The sequence below is a fragment of the Scytonema sp. HK-05 genome (assembly GCF_963872035.1).
Classification (GTDB): Bacteria; Cyanobacteriota; Cyanobacteriia; order Cyanobacteriales; family Nostocaceae; genus Kalymmatonema.
Window position 1 is genome coordinate 35637 of sequence record NZ_CAWMYC010000114.1, and the last position, 15314, is coordinate 50950.

Genomic DNA, 15314 nt, shown 5'->3' on the forward strand with positions numbered 1-15314 from the left:
ATGTATGTTTTCAGTACATACACGGAAAAGATTAAAAATATATGAATTAATTATATTTCATTATGAAATCAAGAAGGTGTATTCATTAAAGCATATTATTTTTTGAAAGTCTGTAAGTTTGTCTAGTAATAAATAAAATTTATATCCGAAGAAAAATTGCTATTTTAAAGATACTATAAAGTTAACTTGAAATAAAGCTAAGTAAGATTTCCCTCAGTACCACATTTGGTTTGAGGATAGTACTAGTTAATTTTGAAGTATTCCTACTTGCTTGAGTTATACACCATTGGGAAAAACTTTTTTCACAAACAGATGTACCCCATCTCGTTGGTAACGCAGTTGAAACAATTGAGTATTCTTGAGTTGATTGACTAAGTTACTTGCAAACTCTCGATTGCTTTGCCAGCCAGGATGAGTTACATCCAACAGTATATAATCAAACTCTGCTAAATTATGTGGTGGTGAGTAGACACTTGTTAATTTGACCACTGGTCTGTGGGTAAGATGCGGGGCAATTTCGGCAGTTGTCAAAACAGGTCTTTTTGTTTGAACGAGGGCAACTGCTTGCCGTGTCGCTTGCCAAGTATCCAGTGAATCTACGTATATAGACCAGAAGTAGCCGTATTTGGCTAAAGCCATGAAAGCTACTAAGGACCACAATATAATTTGTCGTTTGCTGCGTAACCATCCCCGACGCGCTGCTAGGGTGGAAATGACAGCTAGCACAAGAAATGGGACTGCTGGTAGGGAATATTGGTGTATCAAGTTTTTTTGCGTTGGGAAGTCAGAGAGAAGATTGATCCCTAAAGTGGGAAGAGCACCAACTAAAGGCTGTATCCCTTGCAGTGAAAGCCCCCAAATCACAGGTGCTAATAAAAGCAGTAAATATTCCAGGTTATCAAGTGAAAAAACTTGTCCCAACACAAGTCCTGGTTTAAGCAGTAAATTTTGAGCGATCTCTAAAAAAGAGTTTCCCAAATAAGCATATCGACCAATATGACGTTCCACTGACGCCGCTTGGCTACCAAACAAGGGGATGACGATTTTGGTTGCGATCGCAAACCAAGCTATACCACTTATTAGAGCGATCGCACCGTATCGTCGCTTCTTTTCAAACACCAGTAGCCAGACTCCCATTGCTGCAACTGTCAGAGACAATACAGCTTTACATCCCAGCGCCACGACGATAGTTAAACAAAACCAGCCAATGCGATCCAGTCTAGCTGCTAAAACCGCCCCTAACAGTGCTGGCACAGCTATGACTTCTGGGTGGAAATCAAACAGATTGATATTATACACCAGTGGATACAGCAGGTACACTGCTGCGACTGCTATAGATTGCTGCACCGTCAAACCAGCATAACGTGCTAGATACCACGTAGGCAAAGCACCTAAAGCCAAAGAAGCTGCTTGCACTGCAAACAACCAGTAAACACTGGGGTGTATTTTGTAAAATAAGGCTAAAACATAAAAAATCCAAGCGGCATGATCACCAAGAATATGGAAACCAAGGAAAGACGAAATAGGTGATTGCCCTTGGCTGATTAAGTAAATTGCCTGATCAAAAATTCCTAAGTCATAAGCATTTGATTGAAATAGCTCATGTCTTAAACTGCTACAGCCAAATAAAATAAACGCACTGACGCCAATCATCCAAATGACAGGATTACGCGAAATCAGTTTCTTCATCATCCCATCACCTTGTCCTCTACTCTCCATCTACCCTACCCAAAGTTCTTGGGCAAATCGAATAGAGAAGCTTGCAAGTAAAATGGTAAAAAACAACAGCGTCAGGTAACCCCAACGAGGATACCGATAAAATAATATACCGAGAGCTACACTTGGAGACACAATACCGTACACGAGACGACTCAAAGAGATAGTACTTCCAGACGCTAGCAACAAACCTATACCACACAAGCCATAGATAACAGTGACTGGAGTCAATTGAGTGCGTAATTTCCACAACAGGTAAGCACTACCAAAAACAGCGACAGTGTTAATCAACGGATCGCCTGCTAGTATCCACAAGAGCAAGAATAAAGCAGCAAACCCATAATCCACTTTCTGTGAACCTAACCGTTTACGGAAGTACCATAAACAGTAACCAATGGCAATAATCATCGTAAATAATAGGGGATGCAGGGGATCAAAGATCCCGCCATGCTTCCAATTGAATGTCCCGATACTCACTTGCATGATCATTTTCCACCAACCTTGCCAATCAAAACCAAGCGTTGGTCGCCATCCGCGTTGTGCGTGGATAAATCCCAAAGGGTCGCCAAATTGAATCGCACAGTATATGCTGAAAAGAAGTATCCCACCAGCAGTGGCAAAAGATGCAAGGTACGCAATAGGGGGTCTGCGTTGTTTCCAAGCTGCGATCGCAAACGCCCCGATGAGTGCTATTCCTGTCGGACGTGTTGCTGTGGCTATTGCTCCCCAAAAGGCAGTCCAGCCATACTGCTGTTTATCAAAAGCTCGCAAAGCTGCCGTACTCAAAAATAGATATAGCCCCTCAGTGTAAATTACCGCTGCAAATATCGACAATGGACACCAAGCGACCACAGCAGTTGTCCACTGTGCCGCACTTTCACCATATTGTTCCTTAACCCAAAAGTATAAAAAGTAAAGCGCCGCGAAAAAAGCCAGATTGTTGATTAACGTCCCAGCCACTTCAAACGGCAAACCTAAGTTCATCAAAACTCGGATGATTAAGGGAAATAAGGGAAAGAAGGCAAGGGTGTGTGACTTGCCATCGTTAACAAATTCATATCCTGCCGTAGCAATTGTGCGGTAATTTTCACTATCCCATGCATGAAACGCCTCCCAACCAAATGTGGCAGCAATCCCTCCTGATGGTGCTGGTAGCATAGGCGCAATCAACAACATTGCAATCCAGATCAGGAGTCGGCTAGCAAGCCACATTGCTGCTGGGAACAGGAGAGTTTTTGTCGATAAAGCTTTGCTTGCAGATATTAGACCTTTAGCCATAAGCTCAAGTGTTTCTTTTTAGGTTCCTACATATTCAGGGCTGATAATATGTAATGTTCTGTTATAGCTTTTTCGTCTGTATAAGTTTTTGAGTAATTTTGATTGATATAAGCTGTGAGTTGACTATCACTCTTGATTTGTCCAGTCCACCTATCAAGGACAATTTGCTCAGGACGATACTTTTGTAAGACAGCAAGTAGTTCTTTTGATGTCAAATCTCCTGAGTTGAGTCGTTTATACGACATTACTGCAATTTCTGGAGGAACTCGTAAACCAGCGTAAAAGGCGTAGATGGGACGATCTGTAAATACCCAGTGGGTAGAACTTTTGTATTTTAAGACAAGCTGCATGACTTCTAAATTCTTTGGGGGTCTTCCTTTTGGATGTGCAGGAGTTGCAACCACTAAGACAATCAAAAGTACTACTGCCAAGCTAGGAAAGATGCCTTTTTTGATGTTTGGTGATTTGAAATTTTTGAAATACAAATCAAGCAATAAAGCAACTCCATAAGCAGCCAACCAGCATATAGGAATCGCCAGCAAGGGGTAGTGGTGATCCCAGATTGGTTTATGGTTGAGAAAAATGAGTATAGCTGTTAAAAGCCAGGTTAAAGGAAAAAGTCCATCTCTTTGTTTTTTAAAAAAAATTGCTAAGATGCCAATAACCGCTAGAAAAATATATTCATAATCTTGACTCATCATATGATAGAGATAGGTCACATTATTAAAATTGACCATTGTTTTTTCTAGCGGCTGATTCAAGTGAGATTGCAAGAGTTGGTCAGAGTTAGAAAATTGTTGGTATGATAAGCCAATGATTATGTATATAACACCAAGAGTCCCTAGCCAAATAACAAGAGGATGAAACCAATTTTCTTTTTGTTTTTTTTGCTTAATTGCTTTGAGGCTAAAATCTAAAAGAGAAAAGAGCATCAAAGGTATAAGAAATACAGTAAATAGTTTTGTTTGTAATGATAGTGCTAGTAAGCCCCCAGATAAAACTAGAAAATAGTTGCAAAAACGTTCTTTATAGAGAGTGAGAAAATAAATAGAGAGCATGAAGAGTGAAAGTGATGGAAGACCAATCATCACACAAATGCTCAGTCGAATATATAACCAAGAATTGAATAGTAAAACTGTGGCTACCAGTGCTGGTAGAATTCCAAGCTTACGACGGATAATTTGATAAAAGCACCATAGCAATAGTGCTGAGAACAGAACGCTGAGAAAGCGTGCAGCAAAGACTGACTGCCCAAATAAACTAAACCATTGTGATAACAGGACTGTGAAAAGAGGTGGTTGGTCGCTCCAAATTTGGGTATAAAGAGAAAACCCTTGCGAATAAAGAAGGGTTTTTATCAAATTCAGACCTTCATCGTAATCCAATTCAAAGGTTTGAGTGATTGGCTTGAACCTGATTGCAACTAAGAAGCCAACCAACAAAGACATGGTGAGCAGGTGAGCGAGAAAATTTTTTGCTTTGGGCATACTCAGTTTATTAAAGACTTTTTCACAAACAAATAAACATCCTCACGCTGGTAGCCCAGTTGAAACAATTGGTTTTTTTTCAGTTGATTGACTAAGTTAGCAGCAAACTCTGGATTACGACTACCGTCTGGGTGGCGCACATTGAGCAGTATATACTCGTATTGGGCGACATTAGAAGGCGGACCACTGATATCATCGATAAAGTGGATAGTTGGTCGGTGGGATAAATGAGGGGCGATGCTGTGGGTTGTCAAAACATCATCTGTGGTGTGAACTTGGGCGATCGCTTCCTGCGTTGCTTGCCAATTATCAATGGTTCTCAGATACCGCGACCAAAAATATCCATATTTTCCAAGCAGTATGAAAGCCACCAACGCCCACAGGATAATTGCCCGTCTGGAACGAAGCCATCCCGAACCCGCAGCGAGACTAGAAATAACAGCTAACATCAAAAAAGGCAGTATTGGCAAAGAATACTGGTGGATTAAATCTCGTTGTGCGTGTCTGTCTGAAAGAATATTCAAAACCAAGGCAGGAATCGCACTCACCAAAGGAGTAAGATGCCTTGGTGCAAGTCCCCAGATAACAGGTGCAACTAACAATGCCAAATATTCTAGGGAATCTAGTGAAAAGACTCTCCCCAGCACTAACTCTGGTTTCAGCGCTAGATTACTGGCAACTTCTAAAACTGAGTCACCTAAGTAACTGTAACGTGCGACTGCTGCTGCCTCATGATTGCTGTAATAGGGAATAATCACTTGAGTCGCAATCAAAAACCAGCTAATACCGACAGTGAGGGCAAATATACCGCAGAAACGTCGTCGTTCAAACACCAGCAGCCAGATACCCATCGCCGCCACTGTCAGTGATAACACTGCTTTACAGCCCAAAATAAAGACCACACCTACGCAAAACCAAACCAGCCGACCTAATCGCGCCGCCAACACGACTCCCAGAAATACGGGGACAGCCATCACTTCTGGGTGGAATTCAAACAGGTTGACATTAAAAACCAGTGGGTATAGCAGGTAAACGGCTGCCATTGTGATTGCTTGGCTTTCCTTCAGCCCTGCTTGAAGGGCAAGAAGCCAGGTCGGCAATGCACCCAAAGCTAATGATACTGCTTGCACAGCTAACAACCAGTAAGCACTTGGGTGAATTTTGTACAGTAAAGCCAATGGATAAACAGCCCAAGCAGCATGATTACCCATGTGATGAAAGCCCAAAAAAGAGGAAATAGGCGGCATCCCTTGGCTAATCAGGTAAACGACTTGGTCGTAAATTCCCAGGTCGAGAACCCCCGACTGAAACAGGGTATGTCGTAAACTACTGCACCCGAGTAGAATTAGGGCACTTATGCAACTCATCCAACCAACGGTACCAATATTGACAGTCGATTTTTTCACGGCTATCTAAATTTCGGTGATATCTGATAACTTCAGGTATTATCGATCATTAGTTGACGTTTGATTCGCTTGCGGTGTGTCCAGTCGCGGTTTAGGCTTGCGGGCATATTTTTCCCAATTCACAGGGGCGTTTAAATCTCTGTCCTTTTTGTGACAGCGCATTCAAGTTTTACCCAACCCAAAGTTGTTGGGCAAATTTAAGAGCCAGTCTGGCAAGTAGAATAGCAGACACGCCAAGACTTAAGTATCCTTGACGAGGATGGCGAGACAAAAAAACACCAAAAGCTACACTCAGTGACACAATACCGTAAGCCAGACGACCTAAGGAAATTGTGCCTCCAGAGGCAAGCAGCAAACTTATGCCGCACAAGCCATACATCACACTGACTGGGGTTAATTGAGTGCGTAAATGCCATAACATATAACCGCCACCCAATACCATAAACGCGTTAAGTAAGTTATAGATGAACCAATCATCTGCCAGTATTAACAAAAACAAGACTAAACTATAGAAACCGCAGACAACCGGAAAACTAAGATGCTTGCCCAAGCGCCATAAACAATAACCATAGCCAACAACAATGCCAAAAAATAGGGGATGTAAGTAGTTTTTTATCCCAAAATCCTCCTCATAGGATGTGCCGAGAGTAATTTGCAGCAGCATATCTAACCAACCCTGCCAATAAAACCCTAATGAGGGTCGCCATCCGCGTTGTGCATGGATAAATCCTAAGGCATCGCCAAATTGAATTGCACAGTACAGGCTAAACAGAAGCACTCCCATCACAGTGGCAAACCCAGCAACATAGGCAATAAAGGGTCTGCGCTGTCTCCATGCTGCTAACAAAAATCCAGGTATAAGGGCTAATCCTGTGGGACGTGTTGCCGTTGCCATTGCACCCCAAAGGATAGTCCATCGGTATTGCTTTTGATCAAAGGCTCGCAAAGCTGCAGTACTTAATAGTAAATATAGCCCCTCAGTGTAAATGACCGTGCCAAACATGGACAATGGACACCAAGCCACCACAGCTGTTGTCCAACGTGCCTCTTTTTTACCGTAATTTTCCTCTATCCAAAAGTAGATACAATAAAGCGCTGCAAAAAATGCCAGGTTGTTTATGAGCGTACCTGCTATTTCAAATGGCAAGCCCAGCTTCATGAAAACCCAAATCAATAAGGGAAATAGCGGAAAAAATGCCAAATTGTGTTGTTTTCCGTCATCGACAAATTCATAACCGGATGTGGCGATCGCCCGGTAATGGACACTATCCCATGCATCAAACACCCCCCAGCCAAATTCAGGGGTAATTCCTTCTGGTGGTGGTCCCAAGTGTGGATCAACCAACAACATAGCAGCCCAAATCAATAATCGGCTGACAAGCCAGATTACTGCAGGGAAAAGAAAGTCATTTTTCCATAAGACTTTTCTGATAAATATTTGAATTTCAGCCATAAGCTTGAGTGTTTTTCAAACTCCTCTATGCATCGATGTCATTATGGCTGTCATCTGGTACTTTATTAGTAATATTTCGCACATACCACTCCTTCACAAAAATAAGTAAATACCTGAAAATAAACATAGCTGACAAAGTTTCAACTATTTACTATCAGTAGTTATAATTTAGCTGCCTTCGATATGATTCTAAGCAATTATATTTAAATATATAGTGTTTATATACACATTTTTTTTACCAAGAAAAATTGATTTGCAAAGGGGTTCAAGGGCACAATGCTTTGCGCCCCTACAGGTGAATAGGTGTAGAGGAAATCAATTCAAAATTCAAAAATTTACCTATACCCCTACACCGTATTCGCCTTTGCATATCTTTATTTTGAGACAAAATCGCTCAATTCCTCTACCCATCTCCTTAGCTCCCCATCTCCTTATCTCCCTATCAGGGTAATTAAGTAAATTAGATACCAAACCGCATATTTATGCATCCGAAGCAATTTATATTAATGTTGTCTGTCAATCCTTAAACAATTGTGAAAGCAATAACTCTTCTTGGTTCCACTGGCTCTATCGGTACTCAGACTTTAGACATTGTGGCTCAATACCCCGATCAATTTCGGATTGTGGGGTTGGCATCTGGAAACAATGTAGAATTGTTAGCTTCTCAGATTCGGCAGTTTCGACCAAGCATAGCAGCTATCTGCTCAGAGGAGAAATTGCCAGCACTGAAAGAAGCAATCAAAGACCTTGATCCCCAGCCGATTCTACTGGCTGGCGAGGCGGGAGTCATAGAAGTTGCCCGCTATGGAGATGCCGAAACCGTGGTTACAGGTATCGTTGGTTGTGCTGGGTTGCTACCTACCATCGCAGCCATTGAAGCTGGTAAAGATATCGCCTTGGCGAACAAGGAAACCTTAATTGCTGGGGGTCCGGTAGTTTTACCTTTGCTCGCAAAACATAAAGTAAAATTACTACCAGCAGATTCTGAACATTCTGCCATATTTCAATGCCTACAAGGTGTTCCAGATGCAGGTTTGCGGCGTATTTTACTGACTGCTTCCGGCGGTGCTTTCCGTGACTGGGCAGTAGAAAAGTTAGCAGAGGTCACAGTTGCTGATGCCCTCAAGCATCCCAACTGGTCAATGGGACGTAAAATTACTGTTGACTCTGCGACTTTAATGAATAAGGGGTTGGAAGTGATTGAAGCTCACTTTCTCTTTGGGTTAGATTACGAAAATATTGAGATTGTCATTCATCCCCAAAGTATTATTCACTCGCTTATTGAACTGCAAGATACCTCGGTACTCGCTCAACTCGGTTGGCCTGATATGCGCTTACCCTTACTGTATGCTTTATCTTGGCCCGAGCGCATCTACACCAATTGGGAACGCTTAGATTTAGTCAAAATTGGTAGTTTAACTTTCCGTGAACCAGATCATCAGAAGTATCCTTGCATGAAATTAGCTTATGCGGCAGGTAAATCTGGTGGTTCGATGCCTGCTGTATTAAATGCAGCTAATGAGCAAGCCGTCGCTTTGTTTTTAGAAGAAAAAATTGGGTTTTTAGATATTCCTTGGTGTATCGAATGGGTGTGCGATCGCCATGCAAACGATAACCATCCAAATCCTTCTTTAGATGACATTTTGGCAGCAGATCAATGGGCAAGACAGGAAGTTTTAAAAGCAACTGAAAAGCTAGAAACTCGTTCACGTATAACATCTTTGCGATAAAAACCTACTAGCAACGGTGGGTTTTTACTACGTCTGTGTTTAGCGTTCAGCACTCAGCTGAACGCTAAATTATTTTGATGCGTAATTTTTACTTGATAGCCCAATACGGTTGGTGATAAGCCTTGATCCTCCCTAACCCTCCTTAAACATGATTCCTATAGTAGAACTACCTAATGAGAGATTAGGAGTATTTCCCCTCTGAACGAATCTCTTCCTGCTACAAGATTGCTTATCTTATTTCTTGATACAGTTTTCGAGTATCTTTTTCAACTGAATAAAGATTAAATTTTCTGATTTTTAATTATAGAGGAATAGAAAAAATTTATACTTTTCGTAGTGAAGAATTTCTATATAGAGTGTATCAAAAAACTGTAGCAAACAACAAAAATATTTTATTTAATTATTTCTTCAAGAAGGTTTTACGGCATACTAATTTTTTCATTGTTTTATTGTATAGTGAGCGCAGAACAATTACAGGAAAAAGCTCAAGTAAAATTTTGATTTTACTTGGGTAAAAGAGCGTTTACATCTGTAATTGTTACATTCACTAAATTTTTTCTCCTCCAATACCTTCATTGGTAAGACTATTCTAAAGGAAGCGGTGTATCTATGTTTGCGACCGTGATTGTGTCTTGGATTGTCTTCACCTTATTACTAAAAGTCGTGAAAACGACGATGAAGACTGCGTTTATTGCTGCCGTTACTATTGTTTTATTGCATGCTGCTTTTGGTATTAGTCCTCAAGATATTTGGTATCAAATAATACTTGTACCTCAAACATTGTCCCAAGTTGTTAGGGTTCGGTAATACCATTTTTTTAGTGTTAGTAGTTAGTAGTTAGTTTTGAAGAAGAACTCAGAACGCAGAACTCAGAAATCAGCAATGCTTTCAGTGGGGTAGCTGCAGAATCCTTTCTTCCTCAAAAAATACCACTAACTACTAATACCAACTCTTTTTAAAGATGCATAAAATGAGCCTGGCGATCCAGAAAGAAGTCCTGCAGGCGGGCTTCGCGGTGAGCGCTCAGCCGAACGGTTTCCCAACAAGCGGGAACTGAGCGCAAAGCGCACGGTACGCGAACGGAGCTTTGTTTGTTTAAGCCCAGGGTAGGAATAACCACTAATAATCTAAGATGGTTGATTTTTTGATCCTGAAAGTCGTGTCAAAGCATCCTTGACAGTTGTAGGCAACTGACGCATAATCTTGCCTCTTTCACGATCTAATGCCACTAAAGTCACCTTGGCAGTGACATATAACTGTTGCCTATCTAGCGATTCAATTGCATAATCCCAGTTGATGCGAACGCCAGTCACCTCAGCCATGCGCGTTTTGACTACCGCAGCCGTACCTAACTGAAGAGGACGGTGATAGCGGATCGAGAGTTCTACAACAGGCAAATCACAGCCCAAAGCTACTAAATCAGCGTATTCGATACCAATAGCTCGCAAGCATTCCACCCGCGCTTCTTCCAACCAGGCTAAGTAGGAACCGTGCCAGACAATGCCTGCATAGTCCGTATGATGCGGGTTGACTCTTATGGGATATTCAAACCAATTTTCCAAGGAACTGCTTGCAGGAGTGTCAATGGCACTCGTTGATGAAAGTTGTGGTTGTTGTGATTTTTCCTGGGGCATATTAAAGTTTTTTGCAGCCAAAAATAGATTTTCCAGATCTGGAATAGCATAAAGTTAGATATTGTGTGCAATTTATTCATTTAGCTCCCTCCCCAAACTGCGTTTGGGATTAGTTGCAGGACGCACGCCAATACAAGCGCAATTCCTCCCGACACCGAATCAAAGATTACGGTGTCGAACTCCTTGCGGATTTAGTTGAAAAGTGTGTAGGGGGTCTAAAGCTATTTGTTCTGCCTAAGACACTTATTCAATGAGCAACTGGCTGACATTCTTTCTTATTTCTATTTCCAAACGTGCATAAGTTGATTTTGCTTACCCTAGTAAGAGTACAGCAAGGAAAGCTCAGGAAGGCTTAACTTCCATTCCACTCATCAAATCATTCTTGCTAATCCATATAATTAAAGTTTTGTCAATGCATAAATTTTAAATTTTTATTTTACAGTTTCCGAAATAAAAAGCGTTAAGGAAAAGGGGTCTTACGCCGTGAATTTATTCATGGAGAATAAAGACTCTTTGTCCTTGTTGTTCAATCCCCTGGATTTATTCGTGAGGATTTAATCAGCACTCAGCACTAATGAATTGCAGACACAGGAAGGTTTTTTTATGCATGTTCCTAATCGGTTTTTTAAAGTTGTTTTTGTTACACTACTGATTTCTCTGAGTTCTGGAATGGCATTCCCAGGAACTCGTCTGATGAGTGCAAATGCAAAGGCACAGCCAGATTCGAGAAAAACCGTTCAGGCTTTACCTCAAAACAATAACCAATCTCAGGTCACGCGGCTCAACCAAGAGGGGATCAAACTCTCTGGACAAGGTAAATTTGCACAAGCATTGCAGATATTAGAAAAAGCGTTAGCCATGAGCCAAAAAAATGAAGAACGCTTTGTACATTCTGCAACGCTCAACAACATTGGTAGAGTTTACCAAAATCAAGGTCAATATTCGCAAGCACTCAAATATTATCTGCAAGCTTTACGCATTAACAAAGAACTCCAGCTTAACGAAAAAACTCCAGGACAGGCTCATATTGCTTTGGGCAAAACCTACAGCAATTTAGGTTACTTATTTGAACGACTTCAAAAACCAGAGTTAGCAATTTTCTTTTACAAACATTGCGTTATCAATCGTGAGAAAGTTCGTTTGAACCCAGCAGCGTTTTCTGTAGCGCAAATTGATGCCTACAACTTGACTGTTGCTCAGACATACCGCACTTTAGGTGAAGCATTACTAAAGGGCAAGCGTATCAAGGAAGCGCTACGGATTATGGATTTGGTGAAAGTGGAAGAACTCGAAGAGTATCTCCACAACGTGCAGGGTAATGAACTGACTGTCAAAGGTATTGAGATCGTGCCACCAGAACGACAAATTAAACAAAAGTTGGATAAAACCCTGGATGATGCTGTTACCCAAGGTAAAGAACTGGTAACACTGCGCGAGATTCCTGCAGAATCGCGAACACCGCAACAGAAACAGCGGATTGAGGAATTGGTGGCGACTCAGCAAAAAATTATGGATGAATTCTATGATTTTATCTCTAGTTCCGCAGTGACGGCACAGGTAAACCAAATCAGCCGCACAGCAAGGCAGCAAAATTTGAACCTAGAAAGCGTTAATGCGATTCGGGATAATTTAGCACAATTGCCAGAAAAATCCGTACTTCTGTATCCCCTAGTTTTAAAAAATAGTTTGGAATTAATCCTGGTCACTCCAGAATCTCCACCAATTCATCGTACCGTTGCTGTCAAGCGAGAAAAATTTTACCAGACAATTGCTGCTTTGCGCCAAGGCTTAGAAAATCGCAGTACACAAGATGTCAAAGTACCCGCAAGGCAGTTGTACGATTGGCTGATTCAACCGATAGAAAACGACCTCAAGCAAGCAGATACACAAACCCTGATTTATGCACCAGATGACCAGTTGCGCTACATTCCTCTAGCTGCTTTGTATGATGGCAAACAGTGGCTTGTGCAACGTTTTGGCGTCCATCATATCACCGCAGCCAGCTTGACTAACTTTAACACCCCAAGGAAATCTAATGTGCGCGTTTTAGCTGCTGCCTTTACCAAAGGTAGTTATAACGTCAAAGTAGCTAATCGTCAGCTGACGTTTTCTGGCTTACCCTTTGCAGAACGGGAAGTAGAAAGTTTAGCAGCTAGCGTCCCAGGAACAACGAAAATTTTAGATGATGCTTTTACCCTCAAGACGACTGTGCCCCAGATGGACGATCATACAATTGTTCATCTGGCAACTCATGCGGCGTTTGTTGTAGGTAAGCCGGAAGATTCTTTTATCTTGTTTGGGAATGGCGATCGCGCTAACCTCAGAGATGTCGCTACCTGGTCTTTACCCCGTGTTGATTTAGTCGTGTTGAGTGCTTGTGAAACCGGCTTAGGAGGAAAGCTAGGTAACGGTGAAGAAATTCTCGGCTTTGGTTACCAGATTCAAAAAACTGGTGCCCGTTCTGCCATTGCTTCGTTATGGGCTGTAGATGATGGCGGTACGCAGTCTTTAATGAGTTCTTTTTATGCCTTGCTGCCCGAGGGCAGGTTGACAAAAGCTCAAGCTTTACGACAGGCGCAAATTGCTTTGATTACAGGAAATTTCCCTGTAGCTGTTCAACAGCAAGGCATCGGTACTAGCCTCAGTCACCCTTACTATTGGGCACCGTTTATTTTGATTGGAAATGGTTTGTAAGTCTTTTCGCTTGCTTGCTGATTTGAATTGACACTCTGATGACTGTCAATATGCTTTGGATACTCACCAGATACTAGGCACCACTATCAGAATACAAATGGCAGCAATGCCAATTAGCTTTGAAATAAGGTATTAAAGTTATGAGTTTCGAGTTAATGAGTTACTAGTTACGATTTATTAACTTTTAACTTTAAACTCTGAACTCCTAACTTTTGAGTCTCTAACACCGCTTGGCTAAGGTTTTATTACCTACACTGTTTTGCATGGGATGCTTGACTATATTGGCAAGTTCCTGTAGCTGGTTAACTGCCTCTGCACCCTCTAACTTCATTAATTCGCGATCATCCCGCATTTCCGTCCAAGTGATCCCGTAATCGGATACTAAAAACCGAATCAGATGGTTTTCTCCCAGGCTAACCATAAACGAAGCACTATTCATTTGGTCGCCGCAGGTATAACATGAGGCAGGATATCCACGCCTCTCCAGGACAATTGCTAAAGCTTGTAAGTTCATTACTAAGTCCTGGACAAATTGCCGATGTTGTTGTGCGAGTCTCAGAAACACTTTTTCCCTCCAAACACCACAGTCATTTGAGTTGCTTTTATATTTTCTTTAGATTTTCCTACCAACTGGTATTGTAAACTATTCATTACAATTCATAGATACATATATATTCATGAATTGGCTACCAAACTTAGGGTAGTCGATATAGCTTTTGCGTGTCGTATCAAAATATTCAGTTTGTAGACCTAAAATATCGGACAGGATTGCTAACCTTTATATTGTCTTTACAAAGTTCTGCCAGAGTAGATGGTAATTTAAAGCAATCCGATTTAAGGGTAACTCATATTCGGCACAAGTCAACTCCCGAAAATACCGAATATTCTATTTTTATTGGCTACTTTTAGGTTAACTTGCCACTCTTCCTTGCTGCCAGGAAGCTGTACGTCTTTTCAGAATCTTTAACTATGTATATATCTTGTAAAATTTGTGCAAACCGCTAAGCAGTGGAAAAATTTTGAGGTATATACACCAACTTCTCGAGGTAATATGGCAAAACTGGTAGATGACCATGTGTAGATTGAAATTGTCGATTGGGATAGGTAACTGGTTTTACAGTGACTATCTATACAGGAAAATTCCCTAATCCACAATCTCAAGTGTAAACCCAAATCGTTTGACTTAACACTGACGATAACTAAACTCAAGATAACCATGTTGCCATTTAGGCAGATATTTTTTTGACATTCTTTTAGTTATCGATTTATACTTAGTTGAATAACGGCTTAAAAGAATTAGGCATACGCTTTTTCAATCGTGTCAAGCCTCATAAGTAGGTAAGAGGGTTGCTTGCTAACAATAGGTTTTTTACATAGATGTAATGGAATAGAATTACCTCACCAATTGTACTCTACATAATAGATTCGATAGAATTTATAGTAAATAAATTAACAAAGAACAAACCAAGACAGCCAGGGTTACCGAGGCTGTCTTGTGTAGGAAAATTATCTAAGTGAAGATTGCACACGTGTACAGACGTTGCATGCAACGTCTGTACATTCACGTCTTGATAATGGTTTTGGTCTTATCACCAAGCGTATTGAGGTTTAGACAACTTGCCACCAACCGAAAGCTGGACCGATGAAACGAACTGTCACCCAAGCTGCGACCAAACCGCCAATACCAACCCAGCTCATGCGGGTTGACCATTCTACAAGTTTTTCTGCTTGGGTTTTGGTAATAGGAACCCACGGCAAAATGCGAGTTGTATCTTGACCGTATTTTTCTCCCAATGCGGCTTTACGACGCTTTGCTTCACCCATAGTGTTAAAAATGAATCTCTGCTAAGGCTGATGATAGCGCTTGCTTGGAAGCGAATGCTAGAAAATATGCAAAACTCAAAAATCAAAGCGCT

Annotated in this window: 11 protein-coding genes; 3 read left to right on the plus strand and 8 right to left on the minus strand. The window is 41.3% G+C overall.

Annotated features, from left to right (window positions below; all coding sequences use genetic code 11):
- Positions 1-276: 276 nt before the first annotated feature.
- The 5 genes from AACT52_RS22880 to AACT52_RS22900 all read right to left on the minus strand — a co-directional run bounded on the left by AACT52_RS22880 (position 277) and on the right by AACT52_RS22900 (position 7340).
- On the minus strand, positions 277-1692 hold the full coding sequence (locus AACT52_RS22880) for a DUF2079 domain-containing protein (protein ID WP_073627424.1): 1416 nt from the start codon (positions 1690-1692) through the stop codon (positions 277-279).
- A 27-nt stretch (positions 1693-1719) separates the two neighbouring features.
- The gene (locus AACT52_RS22885; RefSeq protein WP_083629972.1) at positions 1720-2994 is read right to left on the minus strand and encodes a mannosyltransferase family protein; all 1275 of its coding nucleotides are present in this window, start codon (positions 2992-2994) and stop codon (positions 1720-1722) included.
- Between the two features lie 26 nt (positions 2995-3020).
- The gene (locus AACT52_RS22890) at positions 3021-4379 is read right to left on the minus strand and encodes an ArnT family glycosyltransferase (protein WP_233153779.1); all 1359 of its coding nucleotides are present in this window, start codon (positions 4377-4379) and stop codon (positions 3021-3023) included.
- Positions 4380-4483: 104 nt separating this feature from the next.
- Complete coding sequence (locus AACT52_RS22895) at positions 4484-5848, minus strand: DUF2079 domain-containing protein (protein WP_073627428.1); 1365 nt, start codon at positions 5846-5848, stop codon at positions 4484-4486.
- 208 nt (positions 5849-6056) lie between these two features.
- The gene (locus tag AACT52_RS22900; RefSeq protein WP_073627225.1) at positions 6057-7340 is read right to left on the minus strand and encodes a mannosyltransferase family protein; all 1284 of its coding nucleotides are present in this window, start codon (positions 7338-7340) and stop codon (positions 6057-6059) included.
- Between the two features lie 533 nt (positions 7341-7873).
- On the opposite strand from AACT52_RS22900, the gene dxr reads away from it, so the two are divergent.
- The gene (gene dxr, locus AACT52_RS22905; protein WP_073627227.1) at positions 7874-9070 is read left to right on the plus strand and encodes a 1-deoxy-D-xylulose-5-phosphate reductoisomerase; all 1197 of its coding nucleotides are present in this window, start codon (positions 7874-7876) and stop codon (positions 9068-9070) included.
- A 609-nt stretch (positions 9071-9679) separates the two neighbouring features.
- Positions 9680-9877 carry a hypothetical protein gene (locus AACT52_RS22910; protein WP_073627229.1) on the plus strand — a complete coding sequence of 66 codons (198 nt, stop codon included), beginning with the start codon at positions 9680-9682 and terminating at the stop codon, positions 9875-9877.
- 320 nt (positions 9878-10197) lie between these two features.
- Here AACT52_RS22910 and AACT52_RS22915 read toward each other — a convergent pair whose 3' ends face one another.
- A complete protein-coding gene (locus tag AACT52_RS22915) occupies positions 10198-10704 on the minus strand; it encodes an acyl-CoA thioesterase (RefSeq protein ID WP_073627231.1) in 507 nt (168 codons plus the stop codon).
- 603 nt (positions 10705-11307) lie between these two features.
- On the opposite strand from AACT52_RS22915, the gene AACT52_RS22920 reads away from it, so the two are divergent.
- Positions 11308-13398 (plus strand): CHAT domain-containing protein, encoded by a 2091-nt coding sequence (locus tag AACT52_RS22920; protein WP_073627233.1) that lies wholly within the window; start codon positions 11308-11310, stop codon positions 13396-13398.
- Positions 13399-13618: 220 nt separating this feature from the next.
- Here the strand turns inward: AACT52_RS22920 and AACT52_RS22925 are convergent, their stop codons facing one another.
- A complete protein-coding gene (locus AACT52_RS22925; protein ID WP_041036559.1) occupies positions 13619-13963 on the minus strand; it encodes a DUF1815 family protein in 345 nt (114 codons plus the stop codon).
- Between the two features lie 1043 nt (positions 13964-15006).
- Positions 15007-15222: a DUF2839 domain-containing protein gene (locus AACT52_RS22930; protein WP_073627235.1), complete on the minus strand. Its 216-nt coding sequence runs from the start codon at positions 15220-15222 to the stop codon at positions 15007-15009.
- Positions 15223-15314 lie beyond the last annotated feature (92 nt).